This window comes from [Scytonema hofmanni] UTEX 2349, from assembly GCF_000582685.1.
GTDB classification, from domain to species: Bacteria; Cyanobacteriota; Cyanobacteriia; order Cyanobacteriales; family Nostocaceae; genus Hassallia; species Hassallia hofmanni.
This window is the reverse complement of the sequence record NZ_KK073769.1, coordinates 1,494,896-1,513,850: the sequence shown is the minus strand read 5'-3', so window position 1 is coordinate 1,513,850 and position 18,955 is coordinate 1,494,896. Positions and strand designations below refer to the sequence as shown.

General features: G+C 42.0%; 18 protein-coding genes, 1 tRNA gene and 1 pseudogene. 13 read left to right on the top strand and 7 right to left on the bottom strand.

The window, feature by feature from the left end:
* Window positions 1-14 precede the first annotated feature (14 nt).
* Together TOL9009_RS0137095 and TOL9009_RS0137090 are read left to right on the top strand one after the other, a co-directional pair.
* Window positions 15-467 carry a hypothetical protein gene (locus TOL9009_RS0137095; protein WP_029635969.1) on the top strand — a complete coding sequence of 151 codons (453 nt, stop codon included), beginning with the start codon at window positions 15-17 and terminating at the stop codon, window positions 465-467.
* A 53-nt stretch (window positions 468-520) separates the two neighbouring features.
* Window positions 521-877 (top strand): hypothetical protein, encoded by a 357-nt coding sequence (locus TOL9009_RS0137090; RefSeq protein ID WP_029638765.1) that lies wholly within the window; start codon window positions 521-523, stop codon window positions 875-877.
* Between the two features lie 171 nt (window positions 878-1,048).
* Here the strand turns inward: TOL9009_RS0137090 and TOL9009_RS41795 are convergent.
* The 3 genes and pseudogenes from TOL9009_RS41795 to argF form a co-directional block, all read right to left on the bottom strand.
* Window positions 1,049-2,221, bottom strand: a pseudogene (locus tag TOL9009_RS41795) (DEAD/DEAH box helicase); the annotation flags it as partial.
* Between the two features lie 108 nt (window positions 2,222-2,329).
* Window positions 2,330-2,935 (bottom strand): transcriptional repressor LexA, encoded by a 606-nt coding sequence (lexA, locus tag TOL9009_RS0137080; RefSeq protein WP_029638764.1) that lies wholly within the window; start codon window positions 2,933-2,935, stop codon window positions 2,330-2,332.
* A 115-nt stretch (window positions 2,936-3,050) separates the two neighbouring features.
* Entirely contained in the window at window positions 3,051-3,980 is a 930-nt protein-coding gene (argF, locus tag TOL9009_RS0137075) for an ornithine carbamoyltransferase (RefSeq protein WP_029638762.1), read from the bottom strand.
* A gap of 345 nt (window positions 3,981-4,325) precedes the next feature.
* Between argF and TOL9009_RS0137070 the strand changes: the two genes are divergently transcribed.
* The 5 genes from TOL9009_RS0137070 (at window position 4,326) to accD (ending at window position 8,601) form a co-directional block, all read left to right on the top strand.
* Window positions 4,326-4,397, top strand: a tRNA-Thr gene (locus tag TOL9009_RS0137070).
* Window positions 4,398-4,555: 158 nt separating this feature from the next.
* A complete protein-coding gene (gene leuB, locus TOL9009_RS0137065) occupies window positions 4,556-5,653 on the top strand; it encodes a 3-isopropylmalate dehydrogenase (protein ID WP_029638761.1) in 1,098 nt (365 codons plus the stop codon).
* 164 nt (window positions 5,654-5,817) lie between these two features.
* A complete protein-coding gene (locus tag TOL9009_RS49975; RefSeq protein ID WP_029638760.1) occupies window positions 5,818-6,081 on the top strand; it encodes a hypothetical protein in 264 nt (87 codons plus the stop codon).
* A 122-nt stretch (window positions 6,082-6,203) separates the two neighbouring features.
* Window positions 6,204-7,025 carry a prepilin peptidase gene (locus TOL9009_RS0137055; protein WP_029638758.1) on the top strand — a complete coding sequence of 274 codons (822 nt, stop codon included), beginning with the start codon at window positions 6,204-6,206 and terminating at the stop codon, window positions 7,023-7,025.
* A gap of 625 nt (window positions 7,026-7,650) precedes the next feature.
* Complete coding sequence (accD, locus tag TOL9009_RS0137050) at window positions 7,651-8,601, top strand: acetyl-CoA carboxylase, carboxyltransferase subunit beta (RefSeq protein ID WP_029638757.1); 951 nt, start codon at window positions 7,651-7,653, stop codon at window positions 8,599-8,601.
* On the opposite strand, the gene TOL9009_RS48255 is transcribed toward accD, so the two are convergent.
* A complete protein-coding gene (locus TOL9009_RS48255; protein ID WP_186227783.1) occupies window positions 8,585-8,755 on the bottom strand; it encodes a hypothetical protein in 171 nt (56 codons plus the stop codon). The two genes, accD and TOL9009_RS48255, sit on opposite strands and share 17 nt — an antisense overlap.
* 15 nt (window positions 8,756-8,770) lie before the next feature.
* Entirely contained in the window at window positions 8,771-10,201 is a 1,431-nt protein-coding gene (locus TOL9009_RS0137045; protein WP_029638755.1) for an MFS transporter, read from the bottom strand.
* A 329-nt stretch (window positions 10,202-10,530) separates the two neighbouring features.
* Here TOL9009_RS0137045 and TOL9009_RS0137040 point away from each other — a divergent pair, with 329 nt between their 5' ends.
* On the top strand, window positions 10,531-11,811 hold the full coding sequence (locus TOL9009_RS0137040; protein ID WP_038298355.1) for an ABC transporter substrate-binding protein: 1,281 nt from the start codon (window positions 10,531-10,533) through the stop codon (window positions 11,809-11,811).
* A 17-nt stretch (window positions 11,812-11,828) separates the two neighbouring features.
* On the opposite strand, the gene TOL9009_RS0137035 is transcribed toward TOL9009_RS0137040, so the two are convergent.
* Entirely contained in the window at window positions 11,829-12,461 is a 633-nt protein-coding gene (locus TOL9009_RS0137035) for a glutathione S-transferase family protein (protein WP_029638753.1), read from the bottom strand.
* Between the two features lie 143 nt (window positions 12,462-12,604).
* Here TOL9009_RS0137035 and TOL9009_RS0137030 point away from each other — a divergent pair, with 143 nt between their 5' ends.
* From TOL9009_RS0137030 to petJ, 5 genes are all read left to right on the top strand, one after another.
* Window positions 12,605-13,513: a carbohydrate ABC transporter permease gene (locus TOL9009_RS0137030; RefSeq protein WP_029638752.1), complete on the top strand. Its 909-nt coding sequence runs from the start codon at window positions 12,605-12,607 to the stop codon at window positions 13,511-13,513.
* Window positions 13,510-14,346: a carbohydrate ABC transporter permease gene (locus tag TOL9009_RS0137025; protein WP_029638750.1), complete on the top strand. Its 837-nt coding sequence runs from the start codon at window positions 13,510-13,512 to the stop codon at window positions 14,344-14,346. Before TOL9009_RS0137030 ends, TOL9009_RS0137025 begins: the two co-directional genes overlap by 4 nt.
* Before the next feature lie 376 nt (window positions 14,347-14,722).
* Window positions 14,723-15,214 carry a photosystem II cytochrome c-550 gene (gene psbV, locus TOL9009_RS0137015; protein WP_029638748.1) on the top strand — a complete coding sequence of 164 codons (492 nt, stop codon included), beginning with the start codon at window positions 14,723-14,725 and terminating at the stop codon, window positions 15,212-15,214.
* Window positions 15,215-15,538: 324 nt separating this feature from the next.
* Window positions 15,539-15,958: a plastocyanin gene (petE, locus tag TOL9009_RS0137010; RefSeq protein WP_029638746.1), complete on the top strand. Its 420-nt coding sequence runs from the start codon at window positions 15,539-15,541 to the stop codon at window positions 15,956-15,958.
* Between the two features lie 365 nt (window positions 15,959-16,323).
* Entirely contained in the window at window positions 16,324-16,677 is a 354-nt protein-coding gene (petJ, locus tag TOL9009_RS0137005; RefSeq protein ID WP_029638744.1) for a cytochrome c6 PetJ, read from the top strand.
* 63 nt (window positions 16,678-16,740) lie between these two features.
* On the opposite strand, the gene TOL9009_RS41790 is transcribed toward petJ, so the two are convergent.
* A complete protein-coding gene (locus tag TOL9009_RS41790) occupies window positions 16,741-18,465 on the bottom strand; it encodes a hypothetical protein (RefSeq protein ID WP_051503225.1) in 1,725 nt (574 codons plus the stop codon).
* Window positions 18,466-18,955: the final 490 nt, after the last annotated feature.

The window sequence follows — 18,955 nt, the reverse complement described above, 5'->3', positions numbered from 1 at the left end:
ACCGAGGGGTATAAGTGACAAGGAATTTACAGTTAGGGATAGAAAGTAATTGGGCTTTACAATATAGTGATTCTTTCCCTGCTGTAACTTACTTGAATGATTCAGCAGGAAAACCAATTTATGAAAAGATAACTGAAATAATTGTCCCAACTGTGTTTGATAAACCTATTATTGCCGTGTCTGTCGCTACCACTATTCCTGTAGGCAAGATTTGGAAGTATGCAGGTTACTTGAGCCGTAGCCTCACAACTGGCTTGGGGGCAAGTTTCACAGGAGAACGCGAGGGATTGTTTTTAGGGAAATTCAATTTAATAGTTTTTGACGATTTAAACATTAATTATTTTGTTTCTATCCAGGTTCCCAAATGGTTTATTAACGCCAATATTTCTATCTATCAATACGAAGGTGTGGATACAACAACACTTGAAGATGATATCCAGGCAATAAAAGAAGCGGTCGGAATTTAATATGCCTTTTTTCTTTGGTCTATAGTTTCAAAAAGCATTAATCATGAAAGTTGATGTCAACAATTTTTTTACACTTGTTTCTTTGGCATTTTTATTGTATTGGTGGTATCTATCGATTAGCGCAAATAGAAGCGCAAATCAACACCAGAATCACCAATGTACAAACTACTTTGTTAGCCGCAATTGATTTACACAGGGATATTTTTGTTGAGAAGTTATACCTAAATGAGAAAAGGCTAGAAGTACATTTGACTGAGTACGCAGAGAAAAAATTATTCTCGGAATACAGGCACAATGCCACCGACAAACTACTTGAACACAAATTCAACCGACTTAGTGGGCTGATTAAGCAGCTTACCGGATTTTTGAATAAAGAATCAGGGTTTATTATTCGAGATGATGAATACTAAGATGCTGTCAAAAATTAGTGTTCGGTCTGTAGTTGTAATTATTTTGGTAATTGGGGCGCTGGTACTGGCTATAGTAGACCATAATTTTCGCCCTACCTTTGGGGACTTGGCGAAAGTCGGTGTCGGTGGGTACTTGGGTCAGATGCTGCCAGAGGCTAAACGGACTGGGGATTCATCTAAGCAGCGAATTGCTACCAAACCTTGCAATTCGCCGCTTTCAAATTGATGGCGCAAAATTTCCCTTTCTTGTAAAGGTGTTTTTGCAGTGTAGGTGCTTACCCGATACCCTAATTCTCCTCCTAATATTTTGGCAACTGCTTTAAGTTGGTGTAACGATGAACGTCCCTCTTCTTGGGCGCCATCACTACAATAGAAAAGGGTGTGAGTAGTTTCGCGACGAGTCATCATTAATTCGCGCAAAGCCTTTAATTTATTTTCTGCTGCACCAATTAATCTTGCACGTTGCATTAACAAAGGTTTTAAATCTTCGTTGCCTTCAAAATCCCCTAAATCTAAATTTTCTCGTTGTTGATACAGTAATGCTCGTCCAATTCTTTTAGTTAGTTTTAAGTAAGCAATGCTTTCTGCTTCTGTTAACTCTACCAAAATGGGATGATACAAATAATGTACTAACGCACCTTGAGAAATTGCATCCTTTAAAGTGAATTCTGGCTGAAGAACCGCACCAAAGTAATTAAATAAAGATTGAGTGCCACCATCATCAAAATATCTTTCTGGAGTAGCAGAAAGAGCGAGTCGTAAACCCACGCGGCGTGGTAAACTTTCTTCCAACTTAGGTGCGCCTAAGTTATGTGCTTCGTCGCCAATAATCAAAGTCTTTTCGGGAAAGTACTTGAGTTGAGAACCAAAGCCATCACCAATTAATGTGGAATTGGTAGTCACAATCGTGAGAAACGATTGCGAACCAGAACGCACGTTATAAAGTTGGGTAGAAAGTTGACTTTGCCACGTTCGTAAATCTTCAAAAGCTAAAATGGGCTGCAAGTTGAATTTTTCACATTCTCGCGCCCATTGGGTGACAAGATGACGAAAGGGACACACCACCAACAAAACTTGCAAGTTAATTTGTTTGTATAACTCGCAAGCGATCGCCAATGCTGTAATCGTCTTACCACTACCAGTAGCCATCTTCAGCGTACCTCTGCCGTTGTTGGCAAACCAAGACTCAATAGCTTGTCGTTGATATTGCCGTAATTGCAGAGATTGCGGCATTCTGGGACATCCTGGTAATGGTTGAGTTTGATAATTGCCCTTACTTTCGCCGGCAAATGGTTTTTTCAGCTTGAAAGTGGGCAATTTCTCAACTCGTGGCGTCAGGTACATAGATAGGGACTGGGGAATAGGGACTGGGGAATAGGGAATAGGGAATAGGGATAATGAGGAATTATATATCTTCCCCATGCCCTATGCCCCATGCCCAATGCCCATATATCAGTTGTAACCTCGCCAGACGCCGACGAGAGTACCTTGTACCTCCACTTTTATCGCCGATACTTCAATGGGGTTGTATTTGGGATTTGCAGGTTTGAGGGTGACGCGATCGCCATTTCTGTAAAATCGCTTCAATGTCGTACCGTGTCCTTCGACTCTGGCGGCGACAATGATACCATTTTTCAGATGATCTGGTTCTGGTACTGGACGCAGAAATACCACATCTCCATCGACAATCGAATCTTCAACCATACTATCGCCAGCTACTCGCAAAGCATATGTGTGCGGAGGCAACGACAAATTAGCCAAATCCAGATGTTCCACAGTATCGGTGAACGGTTCGATTAAGCCGCCGGCAGCGATTGTACCTAAAATTGGCACACCTGGTTTTTGCGGACGCAAAATCCGAATTGTTCGTGCCTTACCTTCACTCCATTCAATATGTCCCTTGGCACGTAAATGTTCCAAGCGGCTTTGAATCGGTGCAGGTGATTTCAGGTTCATTGCCTGCATCATTTGCCTAATTGACGGCGAATGCTGGTGCGATCGGATGTATTCCGCCAGCCATTCGTAAAGTTCTTGTTGAGCTTCTGTTAGTCTTTCCATAAATTAGTAGGGAGACAAAGTACAAATGTCTCTAGAACATTAGTACTACAAAAAACCCCCCAATGGTAGGGTAAAAGTTAAAAGTTAAAAGGAAAAAGAGAAGAAATAGTAACTTTTACTTTGTTTCCTCTGCCCCTAAGATACTTGCAAGTAAAGCTTTTTGAGCGTGCATCCGATTTTCTGCCTGATCCCAAACTCGTGAATGAGAGCCTTCAATTACAGATTCAGTAATTTCTTCACCGCGATGAGCTGGTAAACAGTGTAAAACAATTGCGTCGCGATCGGCAAGACTTAATAGCGGCTCGTTGATTTGGTAGGATTGAAAAATTGGTAGCCTTGCGCCGGCTTCTGCTTCTTGCCCCATACTTGCCCAAACATCACTATAAAGTACAGAAGCTCCCTTTACTGCTGCTTCTGGGTCATTAGTTAAGATAACTTCAGTTTTGTTGTCGGCTATTGCGCGTGCTTTTTCGGTCATGGCTGCATTTGGCTCATAGCCAATTGGCGTGGCAATTCTGACATTCATCCCTACCAAAGCACAGCCTAGCATGAGGGAATTGGCGACATTATTACCATCGCCCACATAAGTCAAGGTTAAGCCAGCCAGGGTGCCAAAACATTCTTGAATTGTCATTAAATCTGCCAATACCTGGCAAGGATGTCCTAAATCGGTAAGCGCATTAATTACGGGAATTTTGGCATAATGGGCAAAAATTTCCAAATCTTGGTGTGCAAAGGTGCGAATTGCCAAAATATCCAAATATCGATCCAACACCCGCGCTGTATCTTCTATCGGTTCCCCACGACTCACTTGGGTGACATTGGGGTTAAGATCAATTACCTGTCCACCCAGTTGATACATCGCTACTGTAAAACTGACTCGTGTCCGAGTTGAAGCTTTGGAAAATAACAACCCCAGCACTTTAGAACAATGCAACTTTAGCCGTTGTGATTTCAACTCAGTTGCCATTTGCAAGAGTTCTTGAACTTCGGTTGCACTGAAGTCTGCCAAACTTAATAAATCTCGTCCGATCAACGCTGCCATTGTTGTGAGCTGTAAAGAACAATTATGTATTTATGTTTGTTTAGCGTGCCGTATTCAAAAAATACCACTTTAAAACATTACCAGATATTTTGGTGTTCAGCCTGGGATTTCAGATCGCTTTTGGTATTAATCTTGATTTACTGACAATTTCTCTATTTTTTGGACGCTTTTGGAGCCTTCAATAAATCATCTACAGGCGGAAAAATCATAAATATGGGACAAAGTAAGCATTTTTTTCTTTTTTTGTACTTGACGTTGTGCAATTAACTGGCTTATGCTAAGATATGAAATCGGTATGATACGTAAAACCAGAAAAGTTTTGCGATCGCTTAGAGTTAGCGCTTCGCCAGCATAGCACAGTGGTAGTGCATCCGACTTGTAATCGGAAGGTCGTCAGTTCAAATCTGACTGCTGGCTTTTTCAGTGGAATCGTCTTATCAGGTTCTAAACAAATGCGTTTCTGTGTTTGGTCATCGGAAGGACAAATAAATTAAAAACTCCATTGGGACATTTTGCTAGGTATGATATTTAATCTGCGCTTGCTTTTTTGCACATCTACCCAGTAAAAACCAACTATGACTCAAAACTACCGCATTACCTTACTTCCCGGCGATGGCATTGGACCCGAAATCATCAACGTTGCGGTAGACGTGCTTAAAGTCGTCGGTAAGCAATTTGATTTACAGTTTGAATTTCAACAAGCCCTCATGGGTGGTGCAGCAATTGACGCTACAGGCGAACCTCTACCCGCTGATACCTTAGAAATGTGTCGTAATAGTGATGCTATCTTACTCGCCGCTGTTGGTGGTTACAAGTGGGATTCTTTGCCTTCTCATTTACGCCCAGAAGCGGGTTTACTGGGATTGCGTGCGGGTTTGGGGCTTTTTGCCAATTTGCGCCCTGCGAAGATTATACCGCAGTTAATTGATGCCTCTACGTTGAAAAAAGAAGTTGTGGAAGGCGTGGATATTATGGTGGTGCGCGAACTCACAGGCGGAATTTACTTTGGTAAACCGAAGGGAATTTTTGAAACAGAAACAGGTGAGAAGCGCGGTGTAAATACGATGGTTTACAGCGAATCGGAAATTGAACGCATCGGCAGAGTCGCTTTTGAAGCAGCGCGAAAACGTGGGGGTAAACTATGTTCGGTGGATAAGTCAAATGTATTAGAAGTATCGCAGTTATGGCGCGATCGCATTACTTCACTTTCTCAAGAATATCCCGACATCGAACTATCTCACATGTATGTAGATGCAGCAGCAATGCAATTAGTTCGCGCTCCCAAGCAATTTGATACTATCGTTACGGGTAACTTATTCGGCGATATTCTCTCGGATGCAGCGGCGATGCTGACTGGTAGTATCGGTATGTTACCATCTGCTAGTTTAGGCGCTTCAGGTCCTGGAGTGTTTGAACCCGTCCACGGTTCAGCCCCAGATATTGCAGGACAAGATAAAGCAAATCCCCTAGCGCAAGTTTTGAGTGCAGCGATGATGTTACGCTACGGCTTAAATCAAAGTGCTGCGGCTGACAAAATCGAAAAAGCAGTATCCCAAGTTTTAGAAAAAGGCGATCGCACTGGAGATATAATGTCTCCGGGAATGAACCTTTTGGGTTGTCGTTCTATGGGCAAGACACTTATTCAAGCTCTGGAATTAGGGATTAGGGACTAGGGACTAGGGATTAGGGATTAGGGAGAGGGGGAGAAACAATTGTCCCCTTGTCCCTCTGTCCCCCTGTCCCCCCATCTCCCCTTGAAAGTTGGACAATTTGGCAACTGTTTTTTCTAACTTTCATATAGACTAGATACAAACTTAGAAAGCAAATAAAACAACTAGTGTACGCTTTACGACAAGGGCAACAAGCGAATTTCAGTAACTCACAAAACCAGCCACCCTTAATCGATCCCTCGGTGATCAGATCGGCTGGGCAAATTTATTACACCTACTGCGAGGTCCACCCAGAAATAGTTGGACAAGCTTCAGGAGTAGCAATTAATCGAGTTACTCTTCGCGGCAAGGTAATTTTTACTAATCAACCAGTCCTCTTACCGCAAGAATGTTTTGTGCCTTTAAATCAGATTGAATCGTACATATATTAGTTAGTGGATAGTGGATAGTGGGAATTTGAAGAGGGAGAAAGGGAAAAGGGAAAGAATTATTACCAATGCCCAATGCCCAATGCCCCATGCCCACTAACAACCAACAACCAACAACTAACTATATGGACTTATTGATACTCGTACCAACGAGTGTAATTGTCTTCGCTTTGGGTACATCTATCGGTAGCTTTATCAATGTTGTAGTTTATCGGCTACCTGCTAAGTTGTCGATTCTTTTTCCTCCTTCTCGCTGTCCCCGTTGCTTAAGACAGCTAAAAGCACACGATAACGTTCCTGTGCTGGGTTGGCTGTGGTTAAAAGGACGTTGCCGTTATTGCAAAAGTAAGATTTCCGTCCGTTATCCTGTGGTAGAAGGGATAACGGGCATAATATTTTTACTAGTTTTATTTGTATTTAAAGTCTCAATATTAACAATCGGCTATTGGGCTTTTTGTAGTTGGTTATTAGCACTATCGCTGATCGACCTTGATACTATGATTCTCCCCAATCAATTAACACAGTCTGGGTTAGTGTTGGGGATTGTATTTCAAATGATTGTTGGTTTTTTACCAGAAGCTAGCTGGAGTGGATTAATTCATCATTTGATGCGGGGGATAGTAGGAGCAGTATTAGGGTTATGGTTATTTGATGCGATCGCTACATTTGGTTCTATCGCCTTTGGAAAAACAGCGATGGGTGGAGGTGATGCTAAACTAGCAGCAATGATGGGAGCTTGGTTAGGTTGGAAACTTCTGCTTTTAGCTGGTTTTATCGGCTGTACCCTTGGAGCCTTAGCAGGTAGCAGTGCAATTATATTATCAAAAAAGAAGTGGGGACAAAAGATACCTTTTGGTCCCTTTCTCGCTTTGGGAGCTGCGATCGCTCTTTTTGGTGGTGAAGCAATTTTATCTAGCTATATCAGGTTATTTTTTCCCGTTACTTGATGGGGCAATGGGCAATGGGCATTGGGCAATGGGCATTGGATTCTAAAATGCCTCCCCACTCCTCCACTTCCCCATCTCCCCGACTGTAACCACCATTACGCCATCAGTCTTTTAGCTTTTGGTAATATCAAGTGGTGATTAAGTAAGTGGGCGAAATTAAATGTAAAATACTCTCTGCTCTTCGTAGTGAGCGGTTTACCGCTCGTCGCTCTTGGATTTTAACGGCTAATCAGGTTACTACGTTAAGGAGAGTTTATTTATGCTCATCTACTTAGAATAACTGACTCTTAAAAAGAAAGCAACAAAAATTATTAATTTGGAGGCTGGAACTACAACTCCTTTTTCAAGAGCGATCGCGTCTATCAAATAAATGCAAAACTCGTGAGAAATTCCCTAAAAAAGGAATAACATACTTGAATTGGTTTATGTATTTTCGTTAAGCTGGCACCAAAGGCACATGGGGAAAGTCGATTAGCGTTTAGAAGACAAATTGGAATAAGTGGTCATTAGTTATTTGTCAATCGTGATTCGTCGTATATTTATTCACAAAGGACAATCATATAAAAGACCACGCAAAACTTGCTCTTACTGTTTTGAACTTAGTACACACTTGCATAAGATAAAAATGGCAAACAACGAAGAATCACGCGGTTTAAAGTCTTTGTTAGATTGGTTTGCAAATCGACGTAAATCAGGCTCTATCAGTATTGAACGCCAAGAACGGGAAATTGCTGATGGATTGTGGAATAAATGTCCTAAATGTGGTGTATTGACATATACCAAAGACCTGAGAGCGAATCAAATGGTTTGCACCGAATGTGGACATCATAATCGAGTGGATAGCGATGAACGCATCCGCCAATTGATAGATGCGAATACGTGGAAACCGATGGATGAGAATTTGCGTCCAGCCGATCCTCTGCAATTTCGCGATCGCAAACCTTATAGCGATCGCCTGCGAGAAACTCAAGAAAAACTTGGCTTAATCGATGCTGTCAAAACTGGTTTAGGCGAAATCAATAAATTACCCATCGCTCTTGGAGTCATGGACTTCCGATTTATGGGTGGTAGCATGGGTTCTGTCGTCGGCGAAAAACTCACCCGCTTAATAGAGACGGCGACTCAACGGCGATATCCTGTAGTTATTATCTGCACCTCTGGTGGGGCAAGAATGCAAGAAGGAATGCTTTCTTTGATGCAGATGGCGAAAATCTCCGCAGCCCTACAACGCCATCGGGATGCACGACTATTGTACATTCCCGTCCTAACCAATCCCACCACAGGCGGCGTTACTGCTAGTTTTGCCATGTTGGGTGATATGATTTTGGCAGAACCAAAGGCAATGATCGGTTTTGCAGGACGACGAGTGATTGAGCAAACCCTGCGCGAAAAACTGCCCGATGATTTTCAAACTGCTGAAGACTTGTTGAAACACGGTTTTGTAGACGATATCGTACCCCGTACCCAGTTAAAAAATATCTTAGCGCAGCTGATTGCTTTACACCAGCCAGCACCAATCACACCTCATATGCTGTTGTGGGAAAATAGACCGTTAAGTTCTACCGTAGTTGAGTAAGAAGATAGGGCAATGGGCAATGGGCATTGGGCATTGGGCATTGGGCACGCTCGCAGTGAGAATTAAAGAAGTTCAATAAAGCAAGTGCGTGAATAAATACAATTCTTTCCATGCCCCATGCCCCATGCCCCATTCCCCATGCCCCATGCCCCATGCCCCTTTCCCTTAATTAGTGTTTCGCTTCTCGTACAAAGACGAGCGGAGTCAAAGCTACAAGCCGGAATATGACAGAGATAGCGAATAATCCGAGTAAGCCGCCATAAATAGAAAATTGGGTGACGAAACCGCCTATAGTTGTACCTAAAGCACCACTAACTCCAGCCACCGCAGCGGCATTTGCAAAATAAATTGCTTGATGTCTAGCTGGTGCTATTCCTAGTTGGATGTTGTTATTACACAAATCAATACCCGCCCAAGTTACGCCGAGAAGGATGTGTAACAATGGCAACCATAGCCAGATATCAAGCTGGCTGTTGCCAATTAACAGCCACAGCAGCGGTGAAACTGCTAGGACAATCCCGACCAAAAACAAGATTGGACGATTGCCGATTTTGTCTGCCAACTTGCCCCAGAAAATAAGCATCACTAAAGTTGCTCCTGCCCGCAAGCTACCGTAAGTCGTTACCCAAGTGACATCTATATCCAGCGTGTCCAACAAGTAATAATTAAAAAATGGAGCGCTGAGATTAACGGCAAATGTCCATAAGCCCAAATACAACATAAACATCAAAAAGTTAAAATCTTTGAAGATGCTTTTGCCACTATTAGAATCACTCTTTATTTCTGTATTCTCGGTATTCGGCAAGTCCTTATCAATTGCTTCAATTAAAATAGCTTTTTTTTCACTTATTCCATCAGGTAAAGTATTTTGCTGCTGCGGATTAACATCAAGCTGGAAGTACTGACACCCCAAACTGAGAATTCCCGATAAAATGCCAATAAACACAACCACACCATAACCTTGGATTGCGCCACCAGACCATTTTGATATAACTAGACCTGCTAAAGGTACACAAATTAAATTAGTCAGGCTAGCTACACTGTTGCGTAAGCCAAAAAAGCGTCCGCGCAATTTGCGGGGAACTAATTGAGCCATCCAACTTAGCCAAGATGCAGATCCCAACCCGGCAGACAGATGGCTAACTAAAAGAATCCCCAAGGTCAAGACAACGAGCTGGTGAGAATTAACTAGTCCCCAGCTAAAAGCTATGATACCAAGCAATAGAATTATCCACGCTAGGCGACCCGGAATATTAGTCCAAAGGGAGTAGTGAAAGCGGCTTGTGATGCGTTCTGAAAGATATGCACCTACTGGCTGAATCAGATTTAGCAACATTGGGATTGAGGCAAGCATCCCAATAGCCACAGGACTAGCATGTAAATCCACCAGAAAATTACTAAGTAAAATGCCGCTGGTAGTAATTGTGTAAAACGCAGCGAAAGCACTATCTATAGTTGAAGCTCGCAAGGAAGTGCGAATAGCATCTTTAGTAACTGGTGTTCCGGGTTTAGCGGTAGGAGAAATTGCCGTTTCTGGTGCTGCAACCTGAGTATTTTTTGGAACTAAAGGAGAACCGATATTAAACTCAACAGAATCCATTTACTATCTCGCTGGTTATTGTAGCTTTTTAATAGACTTTGACCGAATTTAAATATGCGTTATCCAAAAATCTTAGAGACGTAGCACTGCTACGTCTCTACATTGTTTTTCGCTTTTTATGTCTAATGTATAACTGTATTAATTCTCAGAGCCAAGTTGAGTATTTTAGTACCCACAGATAGAGCGGTTAAACGCTGACTACGAACTAATCTATTTTATTCAGCCCTGCTAATAATTATTCGTTATATTAATTGCATTTCTCAAGAAATATATCAATCTTTAGTCAGAGAAGGTATAAGATAAGTGAAAAAAAACATTCTTCGGAAGTAATGATAAGCAACGTGTGGAAATTTTTGCAAGTAGTAGTAGCGATCGCCATTGCCTTCACTCTTACCGCTTGCCAAGAACTACCTGGAGCGATCGCACCCACTGCAACAGCACCAGTTATTGTTAAACTCAGCAGTTGGGCAGCTAATCCGGTTGAACAAAAATTGTTAAAACAGGTATTAAACGACTTCAAGGTACAGCATCCAGGCATAAAAGTCAAGCATGAAGTCATCAATGATCAATATATGGATGTGATTAAAACTCGCTTTATCGGCGAAGCTGCACCGGATGTCTTTTATCTGGATGCGTTAGAGGCTCCTTTTTTCATGAGTCAGGATGTCTTAGAACCTCTTGAGGGTTACATCAAACCAGAATTTGACTTAGCTGACTTTCAAGAAACGCTACTCGACAGCTTCAAATACCAAAATCATATTTATGGTTTGCCTAAAGATTATTCTACACTGGCACTGTTTTATAATAAACAAGCTTTCGCGGCAGCTAATTTGAGTAGTCCTCCAACAACTTGGGATGAACTCCGCAGCGACTCGAAGCTGTTGACGGTGGATCGCAATCAAGACGGCAGAATCGATCAATATGGCTTTGGGGAAACTCCCGAATTAGCGCGTCAAGCTTATAAAATCAAAGCCTTTGGCGGACAACTTGTGACAGAAAATGGTTATGCTGCTTTTGCAAGTGAAGCAAGTTTACAAGGATTGCAGTTAACCGTAGATCAGTATCAAAAAGACTGTACCTCCGCACAAAAATCTGATGTGGGGACAAACTCTGGTAGTGAAATGTTCGGTCAAGGTAAGGCAGCGATGGTGATTGAGGGTAATTGGGCAATTCCTTATTTAAGAGAAACCTTTCCCAAGCTGGAATTTGCTACCGCAGAAATGCCGAGCATAAATAATAAAAAAGTCACAATGGTATTTACAGTTGCCTATGTGATGAATAAACAAACAAAGCACAAAGCAGAAGCTTGGGAGTTGATATCTTATTTGACAGGTTTTGAAGGAATGCAGAAGTGGTCAGCAATGGGGATTGCACTACCGACGCGCAAATCAGTAGCAGAGAAATTAGGTTATGAAAAAGACTTGATGCGATCGCCTTTTATTGCTGGTGTTAATTATGCCATACCGTGGCAAGTAGGTAAATATCCGGCAGTGATTGTGAACAACTTTGACAACCAATTTGTCAGCGCAATGCTGGGACAACAACCATTAAAACAGGCAATAGTGCGATCGCAAACAGAAGCCAACAAGCAAATTAAAGCAATGGAATGAGTTTGCCCACTTAGTTATTAAAACGATACGTCGTATCTGCCACCACGATCAAGGGTACGTTTGTAAGCAGGTCGTCCATGAATGCGATCGACAAATTCCTTAATCTTTGGTCGATTCTCAACCTGTTCGGGAACCCCAGCGAAGATTTCTAGGGGAAAGCTCATTTGGATATCGGCTGCGGTAAATTCCTCACCCGCAAACCACGTACTTTTACTTAGTTCGCCTTCGATGTAGTCAAAGTGAAGCTTAATCTGGGGTGCGATGAATCCATCCATCGCTTTGCTGTCCCCTATTCCGAAATTGTTGAAGATGAGCCTCATCACCAATGGTGGCATTGCAGAGCCTTCAGCGTAGTGCAGCCAATACCTATAGAGCAGATGCTCCGGTGTACCCTGTGCCGGGACTAGGCTACCATTGCCGTAGCGCTCCACTACATATTCGATAATAGCACCCGACTCAGCAATCGTTAGGTCTGCATCTGTAATTACTGGTGACTTACCGAGGGGATGGACATTCAGCAGCGACTCTGGTGCCAGCATCGTTTCCGTGTCGCGTTCGTAGCACTTGATTTCGTACTCGATACCTAATTCTTCAAGCAACCATAGTACACGCTGTGATCGCGAATTATTGAGATGATGGACAACGATCATAAAAGGTTCCTTGTAGTAAGCGCTTCAGCGCTTATATTAACGCACTTCAGTGCGTACTACGTTCGCGCAGGAGTACGATGAAGAATCATTGTCCACCCATCGCTACAGCTTCTTTTGATGCTGAATGAAGCAGAGTTTCAGCTATGTTGCAAATTAGAAGACGACGAAAACCCTCCAGGTTAAATATCACAGAAAATCTGGCTGGATACCTATTTATCACGCCAACCATTTTGGTAATGGGGACTTTTGTTGTCTTACCCATTCTTTACGCTGTGTTTCTTTCTTTACAAAAAGTCCAACTGTTAGGGGGGATAAAGTATCAATTCATTGCCTTTCGCAACTTCTCCCAACTAGTTGATGATGAACGAGTTTGGATTGCTTTATCTAATACATTGCAATACGTAGTTATCGTAGTGCCATCTCAAACAATCCTCGCTTTAATTTTGGCAGTAACACTTAATTCTGGCATTCGCGGCAAAAATTGGTGGCGAATTATTTACTTTTTGCCCACAGTCACATCTTCAGCAGTTTTGACACTGATTTTTATGTGGATTTATAATACCGATGGGCTACTGAATGATTTTCTCGCTTTTGTGGGACTGCCAACTTATAACTGGTTGGGCGATCCAGCAGTGGCGCTCAAAGGTATTATGGTGATGAATATTTGGTCAACCGCACCGTTTTACATGGTAATTTATCTGGCAGCATTGCAAGATATATCGCAAACTCTTTACGAAGCCGCAGAGTTAGATGGAGCGAATGAATGGCAGAAGTTTATCCGGATTACTGTACCCTTGCTTAAGCCTGTAACCTTTTTTGTGATGGCTGTAGGGGTGATTGGCACATTTCAACTGTTTGACCAATCTTATATCTTCTCTAATGGCAATGGTGGACCAAATAACGCCACTCTGACGATAGTTTTGTTAATATACCAAGCTGTTTTTCGCAACTTGCAGATGGGATATGCAGCAGCGATCGCCTTTTTGTTAGCAGCTGTCATCATCACCACTACTTTAATACAGCGGCGCTTCTTTGGAGGTGAAAAACTTTGACTAATATTTCTCGCATTCCTTGGTTAAAAGGACTGCTATACCTCGTGCTGACGCTGTATGCTGTCATCACCTTAATTCCTTTTATGTGGGCGCTTTCTGCTTCATTCAAGTCCCTATCAGAAATCGTCAGCGGTGAGTCTAATTTTGTACCACACAATTTCACTCTTGACAACTACAAACAAATCTTTCTTCAAGAACCGTTATTTTTGCGGTGGCTATTTAATAGTGTGTTTATTGCCCTGTGCGTCACCATTTTAAACTTACTGTTTAACTCGATGGCAGGTTATGCTTTAGCGCGGTTAAGCTTTGGTGGGAAGCAGTTCTGGTTCTTTTTGATTTTGGCAGTGTTAGCAGTGCCGGCACAAGTCACGCTAATTCCCACATTTTTGATTTTAAAAGCGATCGGTTGGTTGAATTCCTACCAAGGCATGATTGTCCCCAGCATGGTTAATGCCACTTTCATCTTCATGATGCGGCAGTTTTTCATTAATTTTCCTAAAGAATTAGAAGAAGCTGCTCAATTAGATGGTTTAACACCCTTTGGAATTTTCCGTTATATAGTTCTGCCTTTAGCAAAACCCGCACTAGCAGCACAAGCAGTTTTTGTCTTCATGGGCAGTTGGAATAATTTCTTGTTGCCTGTAGTGATTTTGTTTGACCCAGAAATGTTTACCCTACCCTTGGGACTGAACTCCTTTAAAGGGCAATATATCAGCTATTGGAACTACATTATGGCAGCCTCGATGGTTTTCACTCTGCCAGCTTTAAGTATTTATGCTTTTTTCAACAAGTATTTCGTTCAAAGCGTCACTTTTACAGGTGGTAAGGGTTAGGGAGAGTGGGGGAGCAGGGGAGGCAGGGGAGGCAGGGGAGGCAGGTATTTCTTTTTTCTTACCCTTTCCCCTTTCCCCTTTCCCCTTTCCCCTTTACCCTTTACCCTTTTCTCTCTCCCCTCCTCCATCTTCCCCCTCTCGATCCCCACTCAGTATTTTGGGGAACAAATGGGACTCTGAACATGATATTGGTATAACAGCAACTCAATCGTGCGATTTGTTAGATAGCAACAGATTACAGCGTTGCTCCAGAAAAGGTGCTGTCTTTGTTAGTGGCTAAGAGCAAGCTGGCAATTATCTATTGACGATTAGCATTTTTGAGATTGAGTATTGCTATCAAGTCCTGTGTTGAGCGTCAAAACATTTAAGGGGAAACATGTTAAAAAGATTAATTGGCATTATTTTGGTTACTGTTTTACTGACGTTTCAGTTTGTTGTCGGTAGCGCAACAGCGTTAGAACTAACCGCAGAAACGCGGACGGTGCCATTAAATGAAAACGGTGATACCATTGTCCTCAGCTTGAAACAAGTTAAAGAAGGCAAACGTTTATTTAACTTCGCTTGTGCTCAATGTCACGCTGGGGGTGTTACCAAGACCAACCAAAACGTAGGACTTACACCCGAAGATTTAGCATTAGCATTACCAAACCGTAATAACATTGAAGGTTTGGTAGACTACATGAAAAATCCCACTACTTACGACGGTGAGGTGGAGATTTCGGAAATACATCCCAGCACTAAGAGTTCAGATGTTTTCCCACAAATGAGAAATTTGACTGACGATAATTTAAAGGCGATCGCTGGTCATATTCTCCTGCAACCGAAAGTTGTTGGTCAGCAGTGGGGTGGTGGTAAAATTTATTACTAAACTCTTCTCTGGATGCTAACTTATCGGTTTTGGGCGATCAATGTCAAATAGCGATCGCTTTAACAACAAGTTGTTAAGTCAAGGGTTGAGGGACTGGGGCAATTTAAAAGATGAAGGCAGAAGTTTACCTTACTTCATATTTCTTATTAATTCCTCATCCCTCATCCCTAGACTTAATACAACGAGACTATAAACTCAGCTTTTCCACCAGTATTATTACTCAAAATTAAAAAAAAAATTATCTATGACAGATTGTCATATTTAGCGTTGATTTATATCTAAAATGAGAAAGGCAAGATAAAAGTGAATGTTTAGGAGAAAGTCATGAAATTGATTGCAGCTAGTTTGCGACGCTTGGGTTTAGCTTTTTTAACAATTTGTTTAGTTGTGAGCAGCTTTGCGGTTTTCGCTCCCAGCGCTGCGGCTGCAACCTACACAGTTAAACTAGGCAGCGATAAAGGAATGCTGGCGTTTGAACCGAAAAAGTTGACTGTTAAACCAGGTGATACAATTGAATGGGTGAACAATAAGGTTCCTCCCCATAATGTTGTCTTTGATCCTAAAAAAAATCCTACTAAAAGCGCTGATCTAGCTAAAGGACTATCTCACAAGAAACTGCTGATGAGTCCTGGTCAGAAGCAAACAACCATTATCCCCGCAGACGCTCCTGCTGGTGAATACACATTCTACTGCGAACCTCACCGTGGCGCAGGCATGATTGGTAAACTGACAGTTGAAGGCTAAGAATAATGCTGTGGGAGCAAGATGATTTTTCTTGCTCCTGGGCAAAGTTCTGAAAATGTATCTTTTGGCTAGATTTTTTTAAACACGGTTCCGAGTCCTATCCTCATCACCAGATGCTAAAAGCGACGTAGCGCTAATCGGGGATAAGCTTCGGAACCGTCAATTATATATAGATAGTCTTTAGGATATTGTTAAGTCAATACCCTAGAACGGTGTTGCTATACAAACTAAGCCCGCCTTCACGGGCTATGATATTCTAGCCCGCGAAAGCGGGCTTAATTCGTATAACCACAGGCTTATAGACTGGAGGGTATGCAAAAAACGGTTTTTTAAGTTGCACTAAACCTGTTTGCAAGGAGAATTACTTGAGAATATTTTTATTAATTTTACTATTAGCGATCGCTCTCGAAGTTACATTTATTCATCCAGCGCTAGCTGTCGATACATCCAACGGGGTCAAAATTTTCAATGCTAACTGCGCCTCTTGTCACATTGGTGGTGGTAACATTCTCATTGAGGAGAAAACTTTAAAAAAGGAAGCTTTGTCAAAGTACCTGGAAAATTATGATGTTGACTCTATTGCCGCAATTACTCACCAGCTTCAAAATGGTAAAAATGCCATGCCTGCTTTTAAGGATAAGTTAACTCCTCAAGAGATTATGGAAGTAGCCACTTACGTTTTCCAACAAGCCGAAGAAGGCTGGTTAAGTCGAGAATAGATAGGGATTGGGGTGCTTCCGTTTTTCCTAATCCCCAAACCCTAATCTCAAAGAAAGCAAATTTTATTTTTCTTGATTAGATATTTCTCTTTTTTCCCTCAATTCGCGCAACTGTTGTAAGAGTTTTTGACTCGGTTTAACAGTAGGGGCAGTGGGGGAAGTCTGATTGCTGCTGATTTTAGGAGCAAATGATGGTTTGGCATTTGCTTCCGGTGTGGTGGTGGGCAAAGGTTGACTATTCCTAATTTGCGCTCCTAATAATTCTTGTTTATTGACTTGCGCTGTGGGTAAAGGTTGGTTAGGGACTTGCACCTGTGACAATTGTTGTTGATTCGGTTGCAATACAGGCAAAGTCTGATTTTTTCTGACTTGTGCTGATGGTTGTGGTTTATTAAATTGCGGTAGCAGCAAAGGCTGTTTACCCCCAACTTGCAATTCTGGTAATGGTTTTTGGGGTACTTGAGGTATAGTCGAAGGCTGTTTGCTGGTGATTCTTAATCCCGAAACTGGTTTTACAGTTGCTTCCTCGTCGGGTGCTTTTAATGATGTTTGATTTATTGGGGATGCGGGCAAAACTTGTGGAGTCGTTTGAGAACTATTACCGGCATCATTTTTTGGCGACAAATTAGGCGATACACTAAATGTATAATACTTGGGCTTACCATTAGCCTGACCCGGATTTTTTTGGAAATAGTCTCGCAAATATTCTGTAATAGCTGTTTTGCTTGCAGGTGAAACTGAGTTATCCAAAAATTCTATAGATTCAACTTTTTTGCCATCTGGATTAACTACCAAACCTACCTCAACTCGACGCGACAACCCTGCTTTCTCAATCGCTAAGGAAATCGGTTGTTTCGTTTCTATGTTGGGGTATTGCTCTTTGACTTTAATAAACTGTTCTGCCAGGGTAGTAGTTTTGTTAGTTAACTCTTGTGTAGCTGCTGATACCGTATAGGCTTTCTGAGTAGCTAGTGGCAATTCAGGTATGGTGGAGCTTGACTGTTGCCATTGCGGTAGGTTTGTCGCTGCTAAAGTGAAATTCTCTCCAGGTTTTGGAGTTTCTCCCACAGGAGTTATTAAATCTTGATTTGGAGTAGCAATTTTCGGTACATCATTTCCCACCGACATACTTTGTGGAGTGCTGCTTACATCATTAGTTGGTGTAGAAGGCACATCAGAATAACTTACCACCGGAGGGGTGTTAGGTTGTCCCTCAGGGATTTTATTATCCGCTTGTAATTGTGGCAACCTCTCTACTGAGAGGGGTTGAGAAGAACGGGCAATTTTTATGTCATTGTTGTCAAAACGCGGAAATGATTGCGCGGTTGTTTTGCTTGCATTAAAGCCAGAGGTGTCGATTTGAAAATTTCCCTTTGTCTGAGGAATTATCCGCAACGATTGACCTTTAGGTACAGAGGCGATGGGATAATTATTAGGTGTTTGCGGGATGGGGGGCAATATAGCTTGGCTAGAGCTGGACAAAGCTGGTGGCAAAGTTGCTAATTGAGTTGGCTGAGTGGCAAAGTTCGGTAAGGGAACTTGTGGTTTTATGGCAACCTGAGATGTGCCGGGAATTTGTGGCAGACGGTTTTGATCGGCTTGGCTTAATTCAACCAGTCCGACGGGTTTAGTTGATGAGACTTGTTTGGTGGATTTGCTAGAATCTACAGGCATCAAGGGCAAAATAAAAGCGATCGCACCATGAATGCCCACAGAGGCTATGGCTGCAATTCCAGCAGGCTGGCTTAAGATATCTGGTATGTTTTTCAGCAGGGAGACGTAAGACATAGCTGTTCTGGTTCACTCGACTCAGTTGCGTTGACTCGTAATTTTATCTTTACAGATACTGCATATAGATGTAGATGCGTTTCACTAAAAATAATAACTTTCTATTGCGTTACTAAAAACAGAAGCATTTCCATTTTTTACCAGTTAGTTATCCTTAGCATCGACGCGAAAATATGTTTATAGTTGCGTTTTTTGACAAAGTTTGGGGAAAATTTGTTAGTTTTTATGACTGATTTTTGCTGAACGCCGACAATTCAAGCTAAAAAATAGTGTGACTGTCAGTTTTGGCGATCGCTTTCATTTTAGGTATACAACCAGTATTACTCAATTCGATTTTCCCATTGCCGAACTATTTTTCACTCACCCAGGTAGCTACAATAATAACATTATGTGCATTATACAGTAAACTGACTTGACATTAACACTTTTAAACAGTTTTTTTCAGATAGCTAGTATTTCACAATTTGTTGTGTCATTCCTGGTTTGCTTT